This window comes from Allobosea sp. 10L417 (assembly GCF_056395485.1).
This window is the reverse complement of the sequence record NZ_JBFTJP010000002.1, coordinates 1-22,967: the sequence shown is the minus strand read 5'-3', so window position 1 is coordinate 22,967 and position 22,967 is coordinate 1. Positions and strand designations below refer to the sequence as shown.

Below are 22,967 nucleotides of genomic sequence, written 5' to 3'. Positions count from 1 at the left end.
GGGCGCTGCTGCGCTCACGCGGCGAAGACCGCCGCCGCGTCGGCGATAGCGCCGGCGCCTTCCGTCACCGCGAGTTCCAGTGCGGGCGCTTCGGTCGCGAGGCATTCGGCATAGAAGCGAGCCGTAGCGAGATCGCCGGTGCCTTCCGCCTCGGCCCGAGTGGCGAGCGCCTTCTTCGCCAGCCCCGTGCCGCCCTGCGCCAGCGCGAAGAGCTTCAGGTAAGGCGTTGCGCCGGCCAGAGCATCGGCCTGGCTCGAACCCAGCGTCGCCAGCATCCACTGCGTTGCGCGCTCCAGCGCATCGACCGCAGCGCCGAGACGCGCAGCCGCATGGCCGAAGCCCGGCGTGTTGGCGCGCTCGACCTCGCCGACCACGGCGCGCATCTCGGCGATCAGCCCCTTGACCGCCTCGCCGCCGGAGAGCGGCAGCTTGCGGGTGACGAGATCGATCGCCTGGATGCCGTTGGTGCCCTCGTAGATCGCGGCGATGCGCGCGTCGCGCAGGTGCTGGGCGGCGCCGGTCTCCTCGATGAAACCCATGCCGCCATGGACCTGCACGCCTGTCGAGGCGACATCGATGCCGATATCGGTGGAATAGGCCTTGGCGACGGGGGTGAGGATGGCGGCGCGCTCGGCAGCGGCCTTGCGCTTCGCCTCGTCCGGCTCGCGGTGTGAGCGGTCGAGCGCCTCGGCAACGAGGTAGGAGATCGCGCGCGCGCCTTGCGTCTTGGCGCGCATGTCCATGAGCATGCGGAGCACATCCGGATGGACGATGATCGGGCTCATCGGCGCGCCCTTCGGCGCGTCGAGCGCAGCGCCCTGCTTGCGCTCGTGAGCGAAGGCGAGCGCCTGCTGATAGGCACGCTCGGCGATGGCGACACCCTGCAGCGCGACATTGAGGCGGGCATTGTTCATCATCGTGAACATGCAGGCGAGGCCGCGGTTCTCCTCGCCGATCAGCCAGCCGACGGCGCCGTCCTCGTCTCCGAAGGCCATGGAGCAGGTCGGCGAGGCATGGATGCCGAGCTTGTGCTCGATGCCGGAGCAGCGGAGGTCATTGTGTTCGCCAAGCGTTCCGTCGGCATTGACCAGATATTTCGGCACGAGGAAGAGCGAGATGCCGCGCGTGCCGGGAGGGGCGTCGGGCAGGCGCGCCAGCACGAGATGGACGATGTTCTCCGTCAAATCGTGCTCGCCATAGGTGATGAAGATCTTCTGGCCGGTGATCCGATAGGTGCCGTCCGGCTGGCGCTCGGCCCTGCTGCGCAGCGCGTTGAGATCGGAGCCCGCCTGGGGCTCGGTGAGGTTCATCGTGCCCATCCACTCGCCGGAGACGAGCTTGGCGAGATAGGTCTCCTTCAGATGGTCGGAGCCATGCGCATAAAGCGCCTCGATGGCGCCGACCGTCAGCAACGGGCCGAGGGCAAAGGCAAAGGCGGCCGAGTTCCACATCTCGATGCAGGCGGATTGCAGAAGCGCCGGCAAGCCCTGCCCGCCATAGGCTTCGGGCGCCGGCAGCGAATTCCAGCCGGCTTCGGCCCAGGCCTTGTAGGCCTCTTTCCAGCCTGGCGGGGTGGTGACGGCGCCGTCCTTCAGCTTCGAGCCGTAGGCATCGCCGACCCGGTTGAGCGGCGCGATGACGTCCGTCGCGAACTTCGCCGCCTCGTCCAACACCGCTTCGGTGACGCCGCCCTCGAGCTCCGGAGCCAGCCCCTCTGCGATCAGCCGGTCGAGGCCTGCGACATGGCGCATGGTGGCGAGCATGTCCGAAACCGGGGCGCGATAGCTCATATGTCGTCTCCCTGAGGCGCGCGGGCCCGAAAGGGCAGCCGCAGCCTGCATTTGCCGTTGCCGCGATGGTAGCGAGGAACTATCGCCTATGCCACGCGCAAGCGAGCGCGACCTTCGTCCCGTGTCGCGCCTGTCAGTTAGTTTATATATAAACCATCTTCGGTCAATCTCGTCGTGAACCAGCCCCTCCCCGCCCTCCGCCAAACGAAGCTTCTTGCTGCCGACGCTGCCGGCATTGCCGAAGCCGCGGCGTTGCTGCGTGCAGGCGGCCTTGTCGCGATGCCGACGGAGACCGTCTACGGCCTCGCGGCTGACGCGACCGAGGGCACCGCCGTTGCCGGCATCTACGCCGCCAAGGAGCGGCCGAGCTTCAACCCGCTGATCTCGCACCTGCCCGATCTGGCAAGCGCGCGCCGGCAAGGCCTTTTCGACGCCAATGCGCTGGCGCTGGCGCAAGCCTTCTGGCCGGGACCGCTGACGCTGGTCGTACCGATATCCTCCGGCTGCACCGTCAGCGAACTGGCGCGGGCGGGGCTCGCCACGGTGGCGCTGCGCGTCCCGGCCCACCCCGTCGCGCATGCCGTTCTCGAAGCGGCTGGGCGCCCGATCGCGGCACCTTCCGCCAATCGCTCCGGCAGGATCAGCGCGACCAGCGCCGCCCATGTCATGGCCGATCTTGACGGGCGCATCGACGCCGTTCTCGATGCCGGCCCGACCGAGGTCGGCGTCGAATCGACCATCGTTGCCTGCCTCGACGGCGCGCCACGCCTGCTCAGGCCCGGCGGCGTGCCGCGCGAGGCGATAGAAGGCGTGATCGGCCGCCCGCTCGTGCTGGCGGGCGAAGCCGGCCAGGCCCCGATCGCGCCGGGCATGCTGACCTCGCACTATGCGCCGGTCGCTGGCGTCAGGCTCGATGCCGGTGCCCCCCGCGATGGCGAGGCCTGGCTGGGCTTTGGGCCGGGGCAGGACTTCCCGGCCTCGCTCAATCTCAGCCCGACCGGCGATCTGCGCGAGGCGGCGAGCCATCTCTTCGGCCATCTGCGCCGGCTGGACGAGATGGGCCTGCGAATGATCGCCGTCGCCCGCATTCCGGAGCAGGGGCTGGGCGAGGCGATCAATGACCGGCTGCGTCGGGCGGCCGCCCCACGCAGCTGATAACGAGCACAGGCGTCGTTCTCGGGCGAAGGGAAGCGCAGACCCGAGGATCTCTTGCAAGATGACGCGCCCTCCTTCCTGAGATGCTCGGGTCGAGCCCGAGCATGACGGCCCCTTCCAACTTGCATCGATGCAAGATTTCGGCTTGCGTGCCGGCCGGAGGACGCGTTGCCGATGAATGCCAAGCTCGCCTGGGACGATTTCCGGCTGATCAAGGCCATCGCCGATCATGCCGGGTTGACCGGGGCCGCAGCGGCGCTGTCGGTCAACCACTCGACGGTGTTCCGCCGCCTCGGCCAGATCGAGGAGATCGTCGGCATGCCGCTCTTCGAGCGGCGCAAGACCGGCTATGTCGCGACAGTGGCCGGCGCGGAGATGACGGCGCTTGCGAGCCGCATGGACGAGGATGTAACCGCCTTCTCCCGGCGTCTCGCCGGACGCGATGTCGCGCCTTCGGGCGAATTGCGAATCACCACGACCGACACTCTCTACCAGAACGTGCTCCTGCCGATCTTCTCGGCCTTCCGCCGCGCCCATCCCTTGATCAGGCTCGATGTCGTCGTCGGCAACCAGGCACTCAACTTGTCCAAGCGCGACGCAGACATTGCGATCCGCGCCAGCGACACGCCCGGCGAGACGCTGGTCGGCCGGCGCATCGCGACCATTGCCTGGGCGATCTATGGCCGCGCGGAAGACGGCATCACGCCTGAGGAAAAAGCGGATCCCACCTTGCTCTACGAGCGGGACTGGGTCGCGCTCGGCGACCAGCTCTCCCATGTGAAGGCGGCCCGCTTCGTGCGCGAGCATGTCGAACCGGAGCGGATCGCCCTGAAGAGCTCGGCCGTGCTCGGCATCGCCGAAGCGGTCGGGCGCGGCCTCGGCATCGGGCCGATGCCGTGCTTCATCGCCGACCAACGGCCAGACCTCATCAGGCTCCTGCCGCCCAATCCCRATTTCGCGACAGGGCTATGGGTGCTCACCCACCCCGACATCCGTCACGTGCCGCGCGTGCGAGCCTTCATGGATTTCTGCAGCTGCGAGCTGGCGCGGCAGCGAGCTCTGTTCGAGGGATAGGGATTAGCCGATCTCAACGACGACGCGGCCCTTCACCTTGCCCTCGACGATAGCCTTGCCCGTTTCGATCACGGCTTCGAGCGGGATCGTCGTGGTGATCAGCGCGAGCTTCTCGCGGTCGAGGTCGCTGGCAAGGCGCTTCCACGCTTCGAGCCGGCGCAGCTTGGGACACATCACCGAATCCACGCCGAGCAGCGCGACGCCGCGGAGGATGAACGGCGCAACCGAGGCCGGCAGGTCCATGCCCTGCGCAAGGCCGCAGGCGGCGATGGCACCACCATATTTCGTCATCGAGAGCAGGTTCGCCAGCGTATGCGAGCCGACCGCGTCCACGCCGGCGGCCCAGCGCTCCCTCCCGAGCGGACGGCCCGGCGCCGAAAGCTCGTTTCGGTCGATGATTTCGGCCGCGCCGAGATCCTTGAGATAATCGGCCTCCTCGGCGCGGCCGGTCGAGGCGATGACGTGCCAGCCGGCCTTGGCCAGCAGCGCGATTGCGACCGAGCCGACGCCGCCGGCAGCACCTGTCACGACGACCGGGCCGTCGGAAGGCTTGAGACCATGCTTCTCGAGCGCGAGAACGCAGAGCATGGCGGTGTAGCCGGCAGTGCCGATCGCCATCGCCTCAGCGGGCGTCAGGCCCTCCGGCAGCGGCACTAGCCAGTCGCCCTTGACCCGGCTCTTCTGGGCGTAGGCGCCCAGATGCGTCTCGCCGGTGCCCCAGCCGTTGAGGACGACGAGATCGCCTGGTTTGAAATCGGGATTGTCGGAGGCCTCGACCCGGCCGGCGAAATCGATGCCGGGGATCATCGGCCAGCGGCGCACCACCGGCGCCTTGCCGGTGATGGCGAGGCCATCCTTGTAGTTCACCGTCGAATGCGTGACGCGGACGGTGACATCGCCCTCCATCAGGTCACCCTCGGCGAAATCGGTGAAGGCGAGGTTCGGCCCGGTCTCGCCCTTGGTTGCCACGAGGGCCTTGAACGTCGTCATCACCATCTCCTCAGCGCTGAAACGCGAAGGCCGACAAGGTTGCAGCGGCAGCCCGCCGCCGCAACCCCATCGGCCGTGCGTCGGATCGTCTTCCGAATCAGGCCGGCTGCACCTGCGGCCGCTGCACCGGCCGCTCGACGATCGGCAGATTGATCAGGGCCGAGGCGATGCCGAGCGCGACCGAGAGCCACCAGACTAGCTGGTAGTTGCCCATCGATTCGTAGAGCACGCCGCCAAGCCAGACGCCGAGGAAGCCGCCGACCTGATGCGAGAAGAAGGCAAAGCCGTAGAGCATCGCCATGTATTTGGTGCCGAACATCAGCATGACCAGCGAAGAAGTCGGCGGCACGGTGGAGAGCCAGAACAGGCCGATGACGACGCCGAAGGTGATCGCGGTCACTGGGCTGGGCGGAAGCATGATGAAGGCAGCGATCGCCACCGCACGGCCAAGATAGATCCAGGCGAGGAGATGGCGCTTCGGCATGCGGGTCGAGAGCCAGCCGGAGGACAGCGAGCCCACGGCATTGGCAAGGCCGATCACCGCGAGAGTCCAGCCGCCGACCCAGGCCGGCAGGCCGGCGTCCTTGAGATAGGCCGGCATGTGGACGGTGATGAAGGCGAGCTGGAAGCCGCAGGTGAAGAAGCCGAGCACGAGCAGGACATAGCTGCGGTGCTTGAAGGCCTCGCTCAGAGCCTGCACCACGGTCTGGTTCGGCAGGTTGGCAGCAGCCGTCGTACCGGCCGAACCGAGCTTGCGCGTCGCCAGCACGATCGAAACCGGGAGGATCGGCAGCAGCGTAAACGCAAAGACGATCAGCGCCTGCTGCCAGCCCAGCGTATCGATCAGGATGTTGCCGATCGGCGGGAACAGGAACTGGCCGAAGGAGCCAGCCGCCGTGCCGGCGCCGAATGCCATCGGCCGCCACTGCTCCGGCAGGAGCTTGCCGAAGGCTGCGAGAACGAGGTTGAAGGAGCAGGCAGAGAGGCCGAAGCCGATCAGCACACCGGCGCCGAAATGGAGCTGCAGCGGCGTGGTGGCATAGGCCATCATGACGAGGCCGGCAGCGTAAAGCACAGCGCCGACGCAAAGCACCCGCACAGTGCCGTAGCGATCGGCGATGGCGCCGGCGAAGGGCGCGCCGAGGCCCCAGAGCAGGTTCTGGATCGCGAGCGCCAGGCCGAAGATGTCACGGCCCCAATGGAACTGCAGCGTCATCGGGATTTGGAAGAGGCCGGCGCTGGCGCGCGGGCCGAAGGTGATCAGGGCGATCAGGCAGCCGGCGGCGACGATGACCTCCGGTGCGTAGCTGCGCGCTGGAGTGGACGACATGGATTTCTCCGGCGAGTCGGGAGTGTCGGAAGTGTGGCTACACGTTATCGCCCTGCCCTCGCGGCAACCAGCGCGATTTCGTGAAATTTGACATCACGGCACCGCATGGAATGCCGGAGCCACGGCGGTGTTAACCGGCGCTCAACCTTACCAAGGCGATAACGGATTCCAACGAAGGCGCGGCGTCGTCTGCTGGGTTTTTCGTTCCGTGCGATCGGGACGGGTGTGTCGCTTTGAGTCATCGGCGTCTTCACAGGCATGGGCGGGGAGCGCGCCCCCTCGGCATCAAATGGGCCGCGAACACGGTCGCGCCCTGGGCGCTGTCGGTCGGGTTGCTTGTGTCCTTCACCGCCTCCGCCGGCCAGAATTTCGGGCCTACCGGCCTGCCCTCCAGCGCCATCGACCGGGTCGCGCCCGGCCCCGCCTCGGAACTGGCCGAAGGCCCCTCGATGCTGGTCGCGGCCAGCGCCTTCCGTCTGCCCGGTCTGGCGCTCACCTCCGCCGTCACCCAGGCCAAGCTCTCCTTCGAGGATCCGGAGCGCCGGATCGTCGTCGACCCCCGCGCGCCGCGCGAGGACATGAAGCGCACCGCCGCCAACTTTCCCGAGGTCGACCGCACCGCCAAGGGCGACATGCTGCCTAGCTTGCGGCCGGGCCTCACCGAACACCCTTCCGTCGAACTGGAGCGCGTCGTCTTCGGAGACACCCAGCCCAAGCTGATTTCAGGGGGCTTCTCGATCGACGCGCTGCGCGCGGCCGAGGCCGTCGATGGCCCGCAGACCGGCTTCGAGGCCTATGCCAACGAGGAGGGCCTGACCGACCCGGCCCTGTCGGATTCCTCTCCCGTCTCGCTCAAGCCGAAGATCACCTCGGCGCGGCAGGCGGAGCTCTTTCTCGAAAGCATCGACGGCTCGTCTCCATCGGTGCCGAAGGCCAACCGGCAATCCTCCTCGACACCGCTCGTCGGCTCGGTCATCGGCACGCTGACGCCCCCCGCCCTGCCCGCGCATGGCGCGCCGCAGCAGCGCAGCCGCATCGCGCTCGCCTCGGCACCGGCCAATCGCGACCTGCGCCTGGCCGAGCCCGGCGTGAAGCAGGATTACACCGGCCTGATCGCACCGGAGGCCATGGCGAAGGAACAGCGCTGCCTGGCTGAGGCGGTCTATTTCGAAGCGCGCTCCGAATCCTTCCAGGGGCAGGCAGCGGTGGCGCAGGTCGTGCTCAACCGCGCCAAGAGCGGGCTTTATCCAAGCAGCGTCTGCGGCGTCGTCTACCAGAACAGCAACCGCTACCTTTCCTGCCAATTCACCTTCACCTGCGAGGGCAAGTCGCTACGCATCACCGAGCCGGGCCCGTGGCGCGATGCGGTCAGGATCGCACGCGAGGTCTATGAGGGCACGACGTACCTGCCCGAAGTCGGCGCCTCCACGCACTACCATGCGCAATATGTGCGGCCGTACTGGGCCAAGAAGCTGCAGAAGATGGACACGATCGGCCAGCACGTCTTCTACCAGCTTCGCCCCGGCCAGACCTGACGGCTGAGGCCGGGCCTCAAACACCCGGAGCGATGGCCGCCCACGCTCGCGGGCTGCTACGACAGGATCCGCAGCGCCATTCGGCAGCGAAGCCGACGCCGGATCTCTGCCGATCCGCGCGCGGTTAAACGTGGTTAATTTTACCTTGTTGCAGCATTTACCTTGCGTTCACCTCTTCGCCCGGGCTTTCTGACCATAACGAACGGCGCGCTGACGCCGGAACCGACAGGTCAGGTCCAACATGGTGCGCTCGCTCCCGTCATCCCGGATCATTGCCGCCTCGGCCTTTGCCACGACGCTGCTTCTTGGCGCCTCCGCTGCCGAAGCCGGTGGCTGCCGCGGCTCCGCCTGCTACAACCTCGTCAACGCGCCGCCGGTCTACGGCACCATCAACGAGACCTATCAGGTTCGCCCGGCGCAGACGCAGCATCGCGTCGTTCCCGCCGAGTACGAAACCGTGACCGATAACGTGATGATCGCGCCGGAGCGGCGTATTGCGCGCCCTCGGGCCGCCGTCTACGAGACCGTGACCGAGACGGTGCTTGTCGCGCCCGCGACGCGGCGCTGGGAAGTGACGCGCGATGCCTGGGGAAATACGGTCGGGTGCTGGGTCGATGTGCCCGCGCAATACGGCTATCGAAACCGCCGGGTCGAGGTTTCGCCGGCGACCGTCGAATACGAGATGGTTCCGGCGGTCTACACGCAGCGTCAGCGCAAGGTGATGGTGCGTCCCACCGAAGTCGTGCGGGAAGAAATCCCCGCCGTCTACGAGACGCGGCAGCGCCAGGTTCTGGTCAGTCCCGGCTCGCAATACTGGTCCCGCGCCGGCTACTGAGCCGACCGGGCAGGAGTTTCACGCAGACCCTTTTTTACCACGGAAATGACCACTTACACCCCGGCCTCGCGCCGGGGTTTTTTTGTGGCGTCCGGTTTTTGGGGTCGCAGTGCGGCGCGACCAGTCCGCTCAGATGTAGCGTTCGCCGAGCAGGAAGATGCAGACCCCGACGACGAAGGCGAGGAAGCGGGCGGGCATGCTGACCAGCGTGCCGGGCGAGCGCCCTGCCGCGTAGCCGATCAGCAGCTCCGCGAGGCCAAGCCCCAGCAGCACGATGACGAAAGGCGGAAAGGCTCCGTCCCGAACGACGAAGCCCGCTTTCGCGCCGTAAGCGACCGCAGCGCCGAGAATGGCGCCAGCGCGATGAAGAGAAGCTCATTCCGCGACAGGCGCATCGGCAGATCGCTCAGCGACGGCGGAAGTTCTGGCGCGGCGGACCGCCGGGGGCCGGGCCGGCCGTCTTCTGGCGGAAGTTGATGCGGCCGCGATCGAGATCGTAAGGCGACATCTCGACGATGACCCGGTCACCCGCGATGGTGCGGATGCGGTTCTTCTTCATCTTGCCGGCCGCATAGGCCAGGATCACATGGTCATTGTCGAGCTTGACCCGGTAGTTGCCGTCCGGGAGCACCTCGACCACGGTGCCGTCGAATTCAAGCAGTTCTTCTTTCGCCATCTGTCGTCCTTCGTGAGCCCTTTGGCGCGGGAGCGGACCACCGTCCGGCAAGTAAGCCGAGATGAGGCCCGCCCTGTTCTGGCCGATCGCGCGTCAGCGCGCGCGCCGCCGGGCGCCGTTGGTGCGTGGTTGCTGTGTTCTTTGCTGCAAGAACGCGACGCCGCCAAGCCCTTCTTTTGCGGAAGCACCGTCTTTTCGCTGCGTCGCCTGCTCGGGACGCGGGGTGCGCTCGGGATTGCGCGGACGTTCGTGGCGCTCCTGACGCGCGCCGCCACCGGCATGGTGGTGGCCGCCCTGCTCGGAACGCTTGCCCGGCTGCCCCTGCGGACGACCCTGCCCCTGCGGGCGGCCTTGCTGCTGGCCGCGCCCGCCGCGATTCTGCTGTGGCTTCTTGGGCGTGCGCCCATCCCAATAGGGCACCTCGCCGATCGGCGTCGGCTTGACGCCGGTGAGCTTCTCGATTGCCGCGAAATCGCCGCGCTCTTCCGGCGTGCAGAAGGCGATGGCCACGCCGGAAGCGCCGGCGCGTGCCGTGCGGCCGATGCGGTGGACATAGCTCTCGGGCACGTTCGGCAGGTCGTAGTTCACGACATGGCTGACGCCGTCGACATCGATGCCGCGGGCGGCGATGTCGGTTGCGACGAGGATGCGCAGCGAACCGTCGCGGAAGGCGCCGAGCGCACGTTCGCGCTGGCCCTGGCTCTTGTTGCCGTGGATCGCCGCCGCCTCGATTCCGGACTGGGCGAGTTGGCGCACGACCTTGTCGGCACCGTGCTTGGTGCGGGTGAAGACGATGGCGCGCTCGAGCTCCGGCACGTTCAGCGTCTTCGCCAGCAGCGCCGGCTTGTCGTTGGGCTCGGTGAAGATGACGCGCTGGTCGATCTTTTCCGCGGTGGTCGCGACCGGCGTCACCGCGACCTCGACCGGATTGGTGAGATAGGCGGAGGCGATATCGCGGATCGGCTTCGGCATGGTCGCCGAGAAGAGCAGCGTCTGGCGCTCCTTCGGGATCAGCGTGGAGATGCGGCGCAGCGCATGGATGAAGCCGAGGTCGAGCATCTGATCGGCTTCGTCGAGGACGAGGAACTCGATCTCGCGCAGCGAAACGGCGCGCTGGTCGACGAGGTCGAGCAGGCGGCCGGGGGTGGCGACGAGGATGTCGATCTTGTCGCCGAGGGCGCGGATCTGCTTGCCGACCGGGACGCCGCCGAAGATCACCGTCGAGCGCAGCGTTGTGAACTGCGCGTAGGTGCGAATCGAGGTCTCGATCTGTGCGGCGAGCTCACGCGTTGGCGAGAGGACGAGGACACGCACGGAGCGGGCCGGCATCTGGCGCGGCTTGCCGAGCAGCCGATGCAGCATCGGCAGCGAGAAGGCAGCCGTCTTTCCGGTGCCGGTCTGGGCTGCACCGAGCAGGTCACGGCCCTGGAGAATGTGGGGGATCGCCTGCGCCTGGATCGGCGTCGGCGTTTCATAGCCCTCGGCCGCGAGCGCCTTGAGCAGCGGCTCGGCGAGGCCAAGATCGGTGAATTTGGTCAAGAAAAGTCTTTCCGGACGCCGCGATGCGAGGGGCGCATGTGGAATTCGGCCGCGCCGCAGGCCCGCATCCGGCCTGATACTGATAGTCGAACCCGCCGGCGAACCGCTAGCCACAGCGCCGGCAGGCTTGTCGTAAGCCGGGCGGCGCGATGCCGTCCCGGCGTTGGTCTGGCTCAGGCGACGACGAGGTTGCCGGCCGAAGTCTTGCCGGTCTTGCGATCGGCAACGAGCTCGAAGGAGACGACCTGGCCGTCGCGCAGCTCGCGCAGGCCGGCGCGCTCGACAGCGCTGATGTGGACGAAAACGTCCTGGCCGCCGTTCTCAGGCGTAATGAAGCCGTAGCCCTTGGTGGTGTTGAACCACTTCACGGTGCCCTTGTTCATGGGGGTAGTCCTTACGTTTCAGATCCGCGTCTATCGTGATGACACGACGGGACGCGCGGACGCCTCGCCATGGCCTTGTAGCGATGTGTGGTGGATCTGATTCGTAACCGCCGACCGGACAAGCAGCCGAACGGAGGGGTGGCCAGAACCCGGCCGCATCTCGTCTTACATCGTGCTCCCTAGCATGGAATGCAAGAAGGGTCCAGTAAGCCGGCAGCAGACATCTCGGAACACTCGGCCCAAGCCGGTGTTTGACTGGCGAATGGAGGCTGCATCATGCCGATTAAGCTGAAGGGCTCATGCCGCTGCGGAGCGGTGCACTTCTCCGTCGAGAGCCATGCACCCGTCCCGTATCAGCTCTGCTATTGCTCGATCTGCCGCAAGACTGCCGGCGGAGGCGGCTTCGCGATCAACCTGTCGGCCATAGCCCAGACGCTGAAGGTCGAGGGCGAAGACGCGATCGGCAGCTTCAGCGCGGAAATCAGAGGTGATGACGGTATTTGCGAGCGCTCGCAAGCGCAGCGCCGCTTCTGTACGGGCTGCGGGACGGCGCTGTGGCTGTTCGATCCGCGCTGGCCGGATCTGCTGCATCCCTTCGCCTCGGCGATCGACAGCCATCTGCCGCGCGCTCCCGAAAAGACCCATATCATGCTGCGCTTCAAGGCCGGTTGGGTCGACCCGGATATCGCTGCGAATGACCAGAGCTTCGAAGACTATCCGGAGGAATCGATCGAGGAATGGCATCGCAGACATGGCCTTTGGGTCGACTGACCCCTGGCACCGCCGGGCTGCGAAACGCTAGCGAAACAGTTTCTCGACAAGGCCCCGCAGAGGGCCAAGGTCCGGTAGTGCATGATAGCGCCCGTGACCGACGGGCTCTTCGGCATGCTCCAGCACCCAGGTCAGCTCATGCGGGACATGTACCGCCCATGAGCCCGCTTCCAGTGCCGGCAGGATATCCGACTTGAGCGAATTGCCGACCATCATCGCCCGCCCCGCTCCGTCGCCGTGACGGGTGAAGATGCGGTCGTAGGTGGCGGCCTTCTTGTCGCTGACGATCTCGACCGCATGGAAGAAATCGCCGAGGCCGGACTGGGCGAGCTTGCGCTCCTGGTCGAAGAGATCGCCCTTGGTGATGAGCACGAGCCGGTAGTCGCCGGACAGGGCCTGAAGGGTCTCTTGGACATGAGGCAGGGTCTCGACCGGATGGGCTGCCATCTCGCGGCCAGCGGCGAGGATCTCGCCGATCACAGCGCCAGGGACCTTCCCCCCGGTGATATCGATCGCAGTCTCGATCATCGAGAGCACGAAGCCCTTGATGCCGAAACCGTAGAAGCGAAGGTTGCGCTTCTCGGCTTCGAGCAGGCGGCCGGAAATCTCGGCCGCCTCGCCATGCTCGCCGAGCAGCGCGACGAAGCGATCCTCCGTCATCCGGAAGAATTGCTCGTTCTGCCAGAGCGTGTCGTCGGCATCGAAGCCGATAGTGGTGAGGTTCAAGGACACGGCCACCTCGTCATGGTCGGGCTTGTCCCGACCATCCACGTCTTGCTTTGGGCAATGCGGTGTTCAAGACGTGGATGCTCGCCACCAGGGCGAGCATGACGGCTTGTATCCCGCGCCTCCCGTCTCAACCATCCTTCGGCTTGATCGCGCCCAGCGCCGCCTGCGCGGCCGCCAGCCGTGCGATCGGCACGCGGAAGGGCGAACAGGAGACATAGTCGAGGCCGACGCTCTCGCAGAAGCCGATCGAGGCCGGGTCGCCGCCATGCTCGCCGCAGATGCCGAGCTTGATGTCGGAGCGGGTCTTGCGGCCGCGCTCGGCGGCGAGCTTCACCAACTCCCCGACGCCGTCCTGGTCGATGGTGACGAAGGGATCGGCGTCGAGCAGCCCCTTGGCGGTGTAGGAGCCAAGGAAGGAGGAGGCGTCGTCGCGGCTGATGCCAAGCGTCGTCTGCGTCAGGTCGTTGGTGCCGAACGAGAAGAACTCGGCGCTCTCAGCGATCTCGGCGGCGCGCAGCGCGGCACGCGGCAGCTCGATCATGGTGCCGACCTGATAGTCGATCCTGGTGCCGCTCTCCTCGATCACGGCCTTGGCCATGGCGTCGATGCGGCCCTTGACCAGATCGAGCTCGGGCTTGCCCATGACGAGCGGAACCATCACCTCCGGGATCACCGGCTTGCCGGTTTCCTTGGCGGCGATGACGGCCGCCTCGAAGATGGCACGGGCCTGCATCTCGGCGATTTCGGGGAAAGCCACCGCCAGACGGCAGCCGCGGAAGCCGAGCATCGGGTTGAACTCGTGCAGTTCGGCGGCACGCTGCCGCAACGCATCGGAGCTGACGCCGAGCGCCGCGGCGACCTCGGCGATCTCCTTCTCGCCATGCGGCAGGAATTCGTGCAGCGGCGGGTCGAGCAGGCGGATCGTGACCGGCAACCCGCTCATGATGGTGAAGAGCTGGACGAAGTCCTGGCGCTGCACCGGCAGGAGCTTGGCGAGCGCGGCGCGCCGGCCCTTGTCGTCCTGGGCGAGGATCATCTCGCGGACGGCCTGGATGCGGTTCTCGTCGAAGAACATGTGCTCGGTGCGGCAGAGCCCGATGCCCTCGGCGCCGAACTCGCGGGCCGTCTTGGCGTCTTCCGGCGTCTCGGCATTGGCGCGGACCTTGAGGCGGCGGACCTTGTCGGCCCAGCCCATCAGCGTCGCGAACTCGCCGGAGAGCTCCGGCTTCTGCATCTTGACCTCGCCGAGCAGCACCTGGCCGTTGCCGCCGTCGATGGTGAGGAAATCACCGGCCTTCAGCGTGGTCGGGCCGATCGAAAGCGTGCCCTTGGCGTAGTCGACGCGGATCTGGCCGGCGCCGGAGACGCAGGGCTTGCCCATGCCGCGCGCCACGACCGCCGCATGCGAGGTCATGCCCCCGCGCGTGGTCAGGATGCCTTCGGCGGCGTGCATGCCGTGGATGTCCTCAGGGCTCGTCTCGACGCGCACGAGGATGACCTTGCGGCCGGCCTTCTTGGCGGCTTCAGCGTCGTCCGAGTTGAAGACGATTTCGCCCGCGGCAGCGCCGGGCGAGGCCGGCAGGCCGGTGGTCAGCACGCGGCGCTCGGCCTTGGGGTCGATGGTCGGGTGCAGGAGCTGGTCGAGGGCAGAAGGCTCGACACGGCCGACCGCCTCCTCCTGCGTGATCAGCCCCTCGGTAGCCAGTTCGACCGCGATCCTCAGCGCCGCCTTGGCGGTGCGCTTGCCGGAGCGGGTCTGCAGCATCCAGAGCTTGCCCTCCTGGATGGTGAACTCCATGTCCTGCATGTCGCGATAGTGCTTCTCAAGGATGCCGTAGATGCGGACGAGCTCCGCATAGGCCTCCGGCATCTCCTTCTCCATCGAAGGCTTGTCGGAGCCCGCCTCCTTCTTCGCCACCTCGGTGATGTCCTGTGGCGTGCGGATGCCGGCGACGACGTCCTCGCCCTGGGCATTGATCAGGAACTCGCCATAGAGCGCGTTCTCGCCGGTCGAGGGGTTGCGGGTGAAGGCGACGCCGGTCGCGGAGGTGTCGCCCATATTGCCGAACACCATCGACTGGACGTTGACCGCCGTGCCCCATGAGGCAGGGATGCTGTTGAGCTCGCGATACTTGATGGCGCGGGCGTTCATCCAGGAGGAGAAGACGGCGCCGACAGCGCCCCAGAGCTGCTTCTGCGGGTCCTGCGGGAAGTCGGCACCGAGCGCCTTCTTCACGATGTCCTTGTACTTGCCGACCAGCACCTTCCAATCGGCGGCCTTAAGGTCGGTGTCGAGGTGCAGGCCCTTGCGCTCCTTGTAGTCCTCCAGCGCTTCCTCGAAGAGGCCGTGGTCGATATCGAGCACGACGTTGGAATACATGGTGATGAAGCGGCGATAGCTGTCCCAGGCGAAGCGCTCGTCATTGGCGGCCTTCGCAACCGCCTCGACCGTCTCGTCGTTGAGGCCGAGATTGAGGACAGTGTCCATCATGCCCGGCATCGAGGCGCGCGCGCCGGAGCGGACGGAGACGAGCAGCGGGTTGGCGGGATCGCCGAAGGTCTTGCCGGTGAGCTTGGCCATGCCGTCGAGCGCGGCCTTGACCTGCCCGTCGAGATCGGCCGGGAAGCTCTTGCCGTTGTCATAATACGAGGTGCAGACCTCGGTGGTGATGGTAAAGCCAGGGGGAACCGGCAGGCCCAGATTGCTCATCTCGGCGAGGTTAGCGCCCTTGCCGCCGAGCAGGTTCTTCATCCCGGCCTCGCCTTCGGCCTTGCCGTCGCCGAAGGTGTAGACCCACTTCCCACCAGCCATCACTTCAACCTCTTGGTTTGCAGCCGGACGCAGCAACGCCGCGGCGATGCGAAAGTTTCGTGTGCATGCCGTCGGTGCCCTGGCGGCCCCGGCGGCGGGACGGGGCGGTCATGCCCAAAAGCACCTGAACAATCAATGAGCAGGTGCAATAAAATGCCCGGCAGCGCACAAACGCCGATGCTTCACTTCGCCTTGCCGCGCGCAGCGCGCGGCCAGCGCAGCGGCCAATTGACGATGCGCTCGGCGACCTCCTCTTCCGGGACCTCGTCCTCCGAGGCGAAGACGCGGCCGCGGACGGATACGCCCGCCGCCACCACCGTTTCGTGATCGCCCGAAACGAGAGGATGCCACCAGGGCAGATCCTTGCCTTCGGCAACGAGGCGATAGGCACAGGTCGGCGGCAGCCAAGGGAGCGTACGCACGTCGTGCGGGGTCAGCGTCACGCAGTCCGGCACCTTGAGCGAGCGGTTCGGATAGTCCTTGCAGCGGCAGGTTCCGGCGTCGAACAGCCGGCAGCCGACGTCGGTCGCGAAAATCCGGCCGGTGTCTTCGTCCTCCAGCTTGACGAGGCAGCAGCGGCCGCAGCCGTCGCAGAGCGATTCCCACTGCTCCACCGACATCGCCTCGAGCGAGGTGGTGCGCCAGAACGGCTCGTCTTTCGGCTGCTTCAGCGTCATGGCGGGCTTATGCGCCGCCGCGCGCCAAGATGGAAGAGCGCCGCGTCGGCGGCAGCTCCCGTATCAGGATGGGACAACGGCACTGGCTCGCTTCCTGCTCACGGGACAGGATTCTTTGCGCCCGTCCCTTATCTGGAGATGGCGCGTAACTATGTGTCCATTCTCGGGCGCAATGCTGTTGCCAAGGCGATCATCGCGCGGCAGGACTGTGCCGGGGGCCATTCGGGAAGCCTGGAACGGCCATGGAGTTCAGGAAGGCGGGCTGGAAGACGCGGCTGAAGCGCTATGCGCTCGCTGCCGATTCATGGCTCGATGCCAGCCTGTGGGGCGCCGGCCGCCGCGCCGGAGACATCTACGAGCGCATCCGCAGCCAGGCCGACCGCCTGACCGTCACCGGCTTCAAGCGCGTCGCGGCCGAGTTCGCCAGCGAAGGGCTGAACGTCGGCATCGTCGGCGCGCTCATCCTGCTGATGCTCGCCCTGCCCGCCTTTCGCATCGGCAATGAGGAAGCCCTGAGGAACCAGGTCCTCGCCGTCACCTTCCTCGACCGCTACGGCCAGCCGATCGGCCATCGCGGGGCGCGTCACGACGATTCCCTCAAGCTGGAGGAGATGCCCGACCATCTGCTCAAGGCCGTGCTGGCGACCGAGGACCGCCGCTTCTACGACCATTTCGGCATCGACGTGATCGGCACTTTCCGGGCGTTGCTGGTCAACACCCGGGCTTCGGGCGTGGTCCAGGGCGGCTCGTCATTGACCCAGCAGCTCGCCAAGAACCTCTTCCTCAACAACGAGCGTTCGCTCGACCGCAAGATCAAGGAAGCCTTCCTGGCGCTGTGGCTGGAGGCCCGGCTAAGCAAGAACGAGATCCTCAAGCTCTATCTCGACCGCGCCTATATGGGCGGGGGCACCTTCGGCGCCGCGGCGGCAGCCGAATACTATTTCGGCAAGTCGGTGAAGGATGTTTCGCTGGCCGAGGCGGCGATGCTGGCCGGCCTGTTCAAGGCGCCGACGAAATATGCGCCGCATGTCAATCTGCCGGCCGCCCGCGCGCGCGCCAACGACGTGCTCAATGCCATGGTCGATGCCGGATTCATGACCGCCGGCCAGGTCGACAGCGCCAAGCGCAATCCGGCGACGCCGGTCGATCGCAAGCGCGATTCCAGCCCCGACTACTATCTCGACTGGGCCTTCGACGCGGTGAAGGAACTGGTGAGCGAGGGCAAGCTCGGGCCCGACCGCGTTCTGCTGGTGAAGACGCCGCATGATTCCGCGATCCAGGCACGCGCGGACGAAGCGATCGAGACGGTTCTGCGCCAGCATGGCCCGGCCTATCGCGTCAAGCAGGCCGCGACCGTCGTCATGGACCCTGACGGGGCGGTGCGCGCCATCGTCGGCGGCCGGGACTACGGCGCGAGCCAGTTCAACCGGGCGACCGCGAGCCAGCGGCAGCCCGGCTCCTCCTTCAAGGCCTATGTCTACGCAGCAGCGCTCTCGACTGGGCTCTACAAGCCGACGACCATGGTCGTCGACCGACCGGTCTGCATCGGCAACTGGTGCCCGAACAATTACGGCCGCTCCTATGCCGGGTCGATACCGCTGACCGTCGCGCTGGCGAAATCGATCAATACCATCCCCGTGCAGATGTCGATCGCCATCGGCCGCGCCACCGGCGAGACCCATGAAGCGCGCGCCGCCGCCATCGGCCGCAAGAAGATCGTCGAGACCGCCCACGCCATGGGCCTGACCACGCCATTGACCGACACGGTCTCGCTGCCGATCGGCGCGGCCGAGGTCACCGTCATCGACCAGGCGGCGGGCTATGCCGTCTTCGCCAATGGCGGCAAACGGGCGAAGCCCTATGCCGCCATCGAGATCGCCAACTCGCAGGGCGAGGTGATCTACCGCCACGACCGGGATGAGCCACCGCCCAAACAGGTGCTGAGCGCGCAGGTGGCGCAGGACATGAACTTTATGCTCTCGAAAGTGCCGACCGAAGGCACCGGCCGCCGCGCGGCGCTGGATGGCGTGGTGACGGCCGGCAAGACCGGCACCACCAACGGCTATAAGGACGCCTGGTATGTCGGCTACTCCGGCAACCTCGTCGCGGCCGTATGGTTCGGCAACGACAACTCGGCCGAGACCGCCAACATGACCGGCGGCTCGCTGCCGGCGATGACGTTCAAGGAGATCATGCAGTTCGCCCATCAGGGTCTCGAACTGAAGCCGATTCCGGGCGTGCCCACCACCGATCCCAAGGCTCTGGTCGTCGCCAAGGCAGCAGCCGCGCCGGATGCCGGCCAGCAGCCGGGGCCCGGCGCCGGGCACATGCCGCGGCAATCCTTCGAGGTGCTGTCGGCCGTCGGCTCGCTGTTCAAGACGATCGAGCGATCGCGCGTGGCGGGCAAGCCGGTGCAGGTCGGCATCCGCGAGGTCTCCGGGGCCCACACGCGGCTGCGCTAGGCGCAGAAGGTTGACGAGCCGGATTCACACGGGTCAATTCGCGCGAGGGGCATCACGCCAGCGGAAGGCAAGCGTGCGGATTCTCGATCTCGCCTATATCCTTGCGCTCGGAGCCGGACTCGGCCTCGGCTCCGCGCATTGGGCCGTGGCCGGCCGGCCCGCTCTCGGCAAGGTCGAGGTCGGGGCGTGGATGGCTTGGCCACGCAGCGGCGGACGCGACATCGACCCCTATATGCGCGCCTATCTCGCCCGCGGCGTCCATCTGCCGCTGGGCTCGGGCGAAGGACTAGAGCTCATCGCCGAGCGCGACGACGACGGACAGCTGCTCGACGGGCGCTGCCGCTACCAGATCTCCGGCGCCACGCCGACGACGCGCGGCTGGACGCTCGGCGTCACCGATATCGACGGGCTGCCCTTCCGACTGCCGCTGGAACGCACGAGCTTCACGGATTCCGAAATTGTCCGTCCCGAGGACGGACAATTGTCGATCGCGGCCGCGGCAACGCCGGTCGCAGGCAACTGGCTTCCCCTGCCGGCGAGCGGGCGCTTCCAGTTCCGCTTACGCCTCTACGATACTCCGATCTCCAGCCAGACCGGCGAGACGCGGGCCACTAACCTGCCCCGCATCGCACGCCTCGACTGCCGATGAGCGCGATCGGACACGACGTGGCGACGCCCCCCGCTCCATCAGCCGCAATTTGGAGAGCCCGGCTGCGCAGCGGCGCCGTGCGCCTTGTCATGACCACGTTGGCCGGGCTGATCCTTGCCGCCATCGTGCATATCGTCACCATCCTGGCCTTGCCCTCGCTGTCCTTGCACGATGCCGCGCACGCCTATCGTGAACTCGGCACCAATGGCCGTGCCGAACTCATCCCGGCGCCCGGCGATGCACGCGGGCTGCCGGCACTGCGCGAAGCCGATCCCGATGTCGTCACGGCGATCTGCAGCTATGACCTCTCCAGCGGGCCGATGCGCGTCGTCGCCAGGACCGGCTTTCTGCCGCTCGGCCTGACCCTGCACCGCCAGGGCGGCGGCGTGATCTACGCGATCACCGACCGGGCGGCGATCCGCGGCGTGCTCGAATTCCTGGTCATGACGGAAGCCCAGCGCGACGAGCGCATCGCGGCCGACGAGGAGGGCGAAACCAGCCGGGAGCTGCGTATCGTCTCCGATACCGATCAGGGGCTGATCGCGGTGCGCGTTCTCGTTCGGCTGCCCTCTGACAAGGCCGACGCCGAGGCGCTCGCGACCGGGGTCGAATGCGGGATGGCGAACTGAGCGAACCCCGGCCGGAAAACTAGCCCTTGTAGACCACGGGCCGCTTGCCCTCACCGAAAGTGCCGTTGAGCGGCATCTGGCAGAGCGGCGCGGACTCGGCCGCCAGCGCCATGATCGCACGTTCCGCCCGGACTGCCTCCCGCGAAGGCATCTCCACGACGAGATTGGTCAGGGCGTAACGATAGCTTCTGATCCGGAAATCCAGGCGCTCGCAGACCCAGTAGATCAGCCCCTCGTTCTCGATCACGCGCGCCATGGCCGGCTCGATCTTGCCCGGAGCGACATCCGGCGATCCCTCGGCAGCCCGCATGCGGACCCGGTCCATGGAGACGACGCGCATCGCGTTGGCCCGAAACGGGCCGATCAGCAGGCGGTCGGCATTCGCGTCTTCCGCGAGGCGGTTATAGCGCGAGGCCTGCGAGGCGAAGGACACCGAAGTCAGCCCGCGGAAGTAGTCCGAAACGTCGTTCGACTGCGCCGCGACCGGCAGGATGCGGCTATGCGCGAAATTCGATATCTCGCCCTGGAAGACGCTGTGCGGGCTGGCGGGCATGACGAAGCGCCAGGCGCGATCGCGCAGTTGCTCCTCGTCATCGGTCAGGCGGAAATAGGACGCTGCCTCGCCTCGCGACGCCGCGGCGAAGAACCCGCTCTCCGGCGCGATGAGCTGCGACCAGACCGTCGGACGCGGGCGACCGAGATCGCCGTCGGTCGCTGTGCAAGCGGTGAGGACAAGCGCGGAAGACAGCGCCAGTGCGGCAATGGCCGGGGACGGCGGTCCGGCCGGCAGCGCTTGATCGGATAGACGTCGTCTCACGCGGGCTGCCTGTGATCCATCTTGCTTGCCGCCTTGCGCGGGCGCCGCGCGGGCCGCGCCTTTGCCGAGGAAGGCTTGGCCTTAAGCGGAGAGGTCTCGGCAGGCCGCTCGTAGCGCACGCCGGTGAAGAACAGGATTTCCGCCACGCGTCGCGGAAACGGGCAGGACCGCGCCTGCGGATAGCGATAGAGCGCGAAGGGGATGATGACGGTCATGCAGCGCCTCCTATCCAGCGCCCGAGTTGCAATCGCGAGAGCCGTCCTGGTGCGTAAGGCCGCACCCTTTGTCGCAGGCCCTCAAAGCCATCAGGCTCCAGCATGGTTAACGTGGCCTTAATGCCTCGGGGATAATCTGAGCGAACCCGTCGGATTCGCAGCCGAGCCAAGCATGCCTGCCCGTATTTCCCAGGAACTCGCCGATCTTGCCCGCCTCGCCCGCGACGGCGACCTCGGTCTCAGCCAGGTCTCGCTGCGGGTGAAGGCCGACCTGCTGATGTCGACCCAACAGCCGCCGCAGGAGGATCTGGCTGCCTTCAGCGAGATGGCGGCGATGCTGATTCCGACCATCGACGAGCCGACCGCGCTGATCCTGGCGCGCAAGCTCGCAGGCTGGCGGCATGCTCCGCTCGCGGTGCTGACAGCGCTGGCCGCCCGTGGCGGCGCGGTTCTGATCGAAATGCTGCGTCACGGCATGCCGCTTTCGCCCGTCGAGCTCGAACGGCTCGCCGAGACCGGCGATACGGCGATGCGTAGCGCGCTCGCTGTCCGCCAGGACCTCACCAATACCGCGGTCCTGCTGCTGGTTTCCGAAGCCGATCGCGCTATCGATCTTACCCTTATCGGCAATCGGGAGGCGCCGCTGCCTCGCGCCGCCGTCGACACGCTGGTCGCGCGCTCGCGGATCGATCCGTCCTATCAGCTCGGCCTTCTCGCACGGGAAGACCTGTCCAATCTCGAACTCGCACCGCTGTTCCTGCGCGCAGGCACGGTGCGCCGCCTCGCCATTCTCGAATCGCTGATGGCGCGCGAGGCCTTGCATCCGAGCGAGCGGCGGCCGGCGGTCGCCAGCTCGACCTTTGCCGACTGGCTCGTCCTTGCAGGCGAAGACCGCGCGAGTGCATTCGCCGCGGTCGCCGGGCATCTCGGCGGCGACGCGCCGCTCGCTGCTGCGATTGCGAGCGATGCCTCGCGCGATCTTGCGGCTCTGAGCCTTATTGCCAGCGGAGCGCGCGTCGAAGACGCAACGCGCTTCCTGATCCGCCTCGGCGACGAGACGGCGCATTCGGTCGAACGGATCTTCGCGCTGGTCGAGCTGATGCGCCTGGCCAAGCCATCGATCGCGCTTCGGCTGGCGATGCTGATTGCCGGCGTGCAGCCGGTGTCCGCACCGCAGCGCAAAGGCCAGCACCAGCCGGCGATGGACCCGAGCGGGACGCCGAGCCGGCCCGGCGCGGCCCGCCCGGACGTTCAGCCCGGCCTCGCCGACGTTCTCGGCCGGATCGGTTCGAAGCGTGAGCGGGGCTGAGAGAAGGGGCTAGCTCTCGGCAAGCTTGAGGCGCGGATCGCCGGTCCGGTTCTCGATCTCGACCAGCCAGAGATCGCTGTCGAAGCGCAGCTCCTTGTCGACCCGATCCTCAACCGTGAGCGGATCGGCATCGATCAGGAGCTGGAAGCGACGCTCGCCGTCATCCTCGGCCATTGATTGCGGCGCCGGCCCATAGAGGGCGGCCGTGCCGTCGAGGCGATCGAGCTTGACGAAAATCGCACCGGCCTCCCGCGCGCCCCGCCGACGCAGCACCGCCACGTGTCCATCGAAGGCGGCCTGCCGAAGGTAGGCCGAGACCCAGAAATCGCTGGTCAGGCGCGCCATCGCCCGGCGCCGCCCGGCTCAGTTCTCGGCCGATCGGCGCGGGGCGGCAGCGGAGCGGGAAGCCGCGCCCTTGACGTCGGCCGGCGGGCGAAGGTCGCCACCGTTGATGAGGTCGGCAATCGGGTCGCGAAGCGGGGCCGCCTTGGGCACCGAAGTCGTCGCCGACTGCGCCGTGCGCGGCTGGCTGGCGACCGGGGCCGGCGGACGCGGCGCCGCCTCGCGCACCGGTTGCGCGCTCGAAAGAT

The 22,967-nt window shown here is 67.3% G+C and carries 22 protein-coding genes and 1 pseudogene; 9 read left to right on the top strand and 14 right to left on the bottom strand.

Annotated features, from left to right (window positions below):
• Positions 1–14 precede the first annotated feature (14 nt).
• Positions 15–1,790: an acyl-CoA dehydrogenase family protein gene (locus AC1DE3_RS06335; protein ID WP_441511009.1), complete on the bottom strand. Its 1,776-nt coding sequence runs from the start codon at positions 1,788–1,790 to the stop codon at positions 15–17.
• A gap of 174 nt (positions 1,791–1,964) precedes the next feature.
• Here AC1DE3_RS06335 and AC1DE3_RS06330 point away from each other — a divergent pair, with 174 nt between their 5' ends.
• Positions 1,965–2,945: an L-threonylcarbamoyladenylate synthase gene (locus AC1DE3_RS06330; RefSeq protein ID WP_441511008.1), complete on the top strand. Its 981-nt coding sequence runs from the start codon at positions 1,965–1,967 to the stop codon at positions 2,943–2,945.
• Positions 2,946–3,119: 174 nt separating this feature from the next.
• A complete protein-coding gene (locus AC1DE3_RS06325) occupies positions 3,120–4,019 on the top strand; it encodes a LysR family transcriptional regulator (RefSeq protein WP_476852268.1) in 900 nt (299 codons plus the stop codon).
• A 3-nt stretch (positions 4,020–4,022) separates the two neighbouring features.
• Here AC1DE3_RS06325 and acuI read toward each other — a convergent pair whose 3' ends face one another.
• Positions 4,023–5,009, bottom strand: a complete 987-nt coding sequence (acuI, locus tag AC1DE3_RS06320) for an acrylyl-CoA reductase (NADPH) (protein ID WP_441511006.1) — start codon at positions 5,007–5,009, stop codon at positions 4,023–4,025.
• Between the two features lie 97 nt (positions 5,010–5,106).
• The gene (locus AC1DE3_RS06315; protein WP_441511005.1) at positions 5,107–6,339 is read right to left on the bottom strand and encodes an MFS transporter; all 1,233 of its coding nucleotides are present in this window, start codon (positions 6,337–6,339) and stop codon (positions 5,107–5,109) included.
• Positions 6,340–6,677: 338 nt separating this feature from the next.
• On the opposite strand from AC1DE3_RS06315, the gene AC1DE3_RS06310 reads away from it, so the two are divergent.
• Positions 6,678–7,874 (top strand): cell wall hydrolase, encoded by a 1,197-nt coding sequence (locus AC1DE3_RS06310; protein ID WP_476779814.1) that lies wholly within the window; start codon positions 6,678–6,680, stop codon positions 7,872–7,874.
• A 241-nt stretch (positions 7,875–8,115) separates the two neighbouring features.
• Entirely contained in the window at positions 8,116–8,709 is a 594-nt protein-coding gene (locus AC1DE3_RS06305) for a hypothetical protein (protein WP_441511003.1), read from the top strand.
• Between the two features lie 129 nt (positions 8,710–8,838).
• Here the strand turns inward: AC1DE3_RS06305 and AC1DE3_RS06300 are convergent, their stop codons facing one another.
• The 4 genes from AC1DE3_RS06300 to AC1DE3_RS06285 form a co-directional block, all read right to left on the bottom strand.
• The gene (locus AC1DE3_RS06300; protein WP_476852267.1) at positions 8,839–8,982 is read right to left on the bottom strand and encodes a hypothetical protein; all 144 of its coding nucleotides are present in this window, start codon (positions 8,980–8,982) and stop codon (positions 8,839–8,841) included.
• A gap of 133 nt (positions 8,983–9,115) precedes the next feature.
• The gene (gene infA / locus AC1DE3_RS06295) at positions 9,116–9,385 is read right to left on the bottom strand and encodes a translation initiation factor IF-1 (protein ID WP_047578165.1); all 270 of its coding nucleotides are present in this window, start codon (positions 9,383–9,385) and stop codon (positions 9,116–9,118) included.
• 93 nt (positions 9,386–9,478) lie between these two features.
• Positions 9,479–10,924, bottom strand: a complete 1,446-nt coding sequence (locus AC1DE3_RS06290) for a DEAD/DEAH box helicase (RefSeq protein ID WP_441511001.1) — start codon at positions 10,922–10,924, stop codon at positions 9,479–9,481.
• Between the two features lie 173 nt (positions 10,925–11,097).
• Positions 11,098–11,307: a cold-shock protein gene (locus tag AC1DE3_RS06285; protein WP_441468752.1), complete on the bottom strand. Its 210-nt coding sequence runs from the start codon at positions 11,305–11,307 to the stop codon at positions 11,098–11,100.
• 276 nt (positions 11,308–11,583) lie between these two features.
• Here AC1DE3_RS06285 and AC1DE3_RS06280 point away from each other — a divergent pair, with 276 nt between their 5' ends.
• On the top strand, positions 11,584–12,078 hold the full coding sequence (locus tag AC1DE3_RS06280) for a GFA family protein (protein WP_441511000.1): 495 nt from the start codon (positions 11,584–11,586) through the stop codon (positions 12,076–12,078).
• Between the two features lie 27 nt (positions 12,079–12,105).
• On the opposite strand, the gene AC1DE3_RS06275 is transcribed toward AC1DE3_RS06280, so the two are convergent.
• The 3 genes from AC1DE3_RS06275 to AC1DE3_RS06265 form a co-directional block, all read right to left on the bottom strand.
• Entirely contained in the window at positions 12,106–12,816 is a 711-nt protein-coding gene (locus tag AC1DE3_RS06275; protein ID WP_441511191.1) for an HAD family hydrolase, read from the bottom strand.
• Positions 12,817–12,934: 118 nt separating this feature from the next.
• Positions 12,935–15,619 carry a pyruvate, phosphate dikinase gene (gene ppdK / locus AC1DE3_RS06270; protein ID WP_441510999.1) on the bottom strand — a complete coding sequence of 895 codons (2,685 nt, stop codon included), beginning with the start codon at positions 15,617–15,619 and terminating at the stop codon, positions 12,935–12,937.
• Between the two features lie 182 nt (positions 15,620–15,801).
• The gene (locus AC1DE3_RS06265; protein WP_441510998.1) at positions 15,802–16,296 is read right to left on the bottom strand and encodes a YcgN family cysteine cluster protein; all 495 of its coding nucleotides are present in this window, start codon (positions 16,294–16,296) and stop codon (positions 15,802–15,804) included.
• A gap of 242 nt (positions 16,297–16,538) precedes the next feature.
• Between AC1DE3_RS06265 and AC1DE3_RS06260 the strand changes: the two genes are divergently transcribed.
• From AC1DE3_RS06260 to AC1DE3_RS06250, 3 genes are all read left to right on the top strand, one after another.
• Positions 16,539–18,758 (top strand): transglycosylase domain-containing protein, encoded by a 2,220-nt coding sequence (locus AC1DE3_RS06260; protein ID WP_476852266.1) that lies wholly within the window; start codon positions 16,539–16,541, stop codon positions 18,756–18,758.
• Positions 18,759–18,831: 73 nt separating this feature from the next.
• On the top strand, positions 18,832–19,407 hold the full coding sequence (locus tag AC1DE3_RS06255) for a DUF1214 domain-containing protein (protein WP_441510996.1): 576 nt from the start codon (positions 18,832–18,834) through the stop codon (positions 19,405–19,407).
• Between the two features lie 89 nt (positions 19,408–19,496).
• On the top strand, positions 19,497–20,036 hold the full coding sequence (locus AC1DE3_RS06250; protein WP_441510995.1) for a DUF1254 domain-containing protein: 540 nt from the start codon (positions 19,497–19,499) through the stop codon (positions 20,034–20,036).
• Positions 20,037–20,055: 19 nt separating this feature from the next.
• Here the strand turns inward: AC1DE3_RS06250 and AC1DE3_RS06245 are convergent, their stop codons facing one another.
• On the bottom strand, positions 20,056–20,853 hold the full coding sequence (locus AC1DE3_RS06245) for a hypothetical protein (RefSeq protein ID WP_476779813.1): 798 nt from the start codon (positions 20,851–20,853) through the stop codon (positions 20,056–20,058).
• On the bottom strand, positions 20,850–21,068 hold the full coding sequence (locus tag AC1DE3_RS06240; protein WP_441510993.1) for a hypothetical protein: 219 nt from the start codon (positions 21,066–21,068) through the stop codon (positions 20,850–20,852). The genes AC1DE3_RS06245 and AC1DE3_RS06240 overlap by 4 nt, the downstream gene beginning before the upstream one ends.
• Before the next feature lie 172 nt (positions 21,069–21,240).
• Here AC1DE3_RS06240 and AC1DE3_RS06235 point away from each other — a divergent pair, with 172 nt between their 5' ends.
• Positions 21,241–22,377, top strand: a complete 1,137-nt coding sequence (locus AC1DE3_RS06235; protein WP_441510992.1) for a DUF2336 domain-containing protein — start codon at positions 21,241–21,243, stop codon at positions 22,375–22,377.
• A gap of 9 nt (positions 22,378–22,386) precedes the next feature.
• Here AC1DE3_RS06235 and AC1DE3_RS06230 read toward each other — a convergent pair whose 3' ends face one another.
• Together AC1DE3_RS06230 and AC1DE3_RS06225 are read right to left on the bottom strand one after the other, a co-directional pair.
• Entirely contained in the window at positions 22,387–22,722 is a 336-nt protein-coding gene (locus tag AC1DE3_RS06230) for a DUF1491 family protein (RefSeq protein ID WP_441510991.1), read from the bottom strand.
• Between the two features lie 18 nt (positions 22,723–22,740).
• Positions 22,741–22,967, bottom strand: a pseudogene (locus AC1DE3_RS06225) (hypothetical protein); the annotation flags it as partial.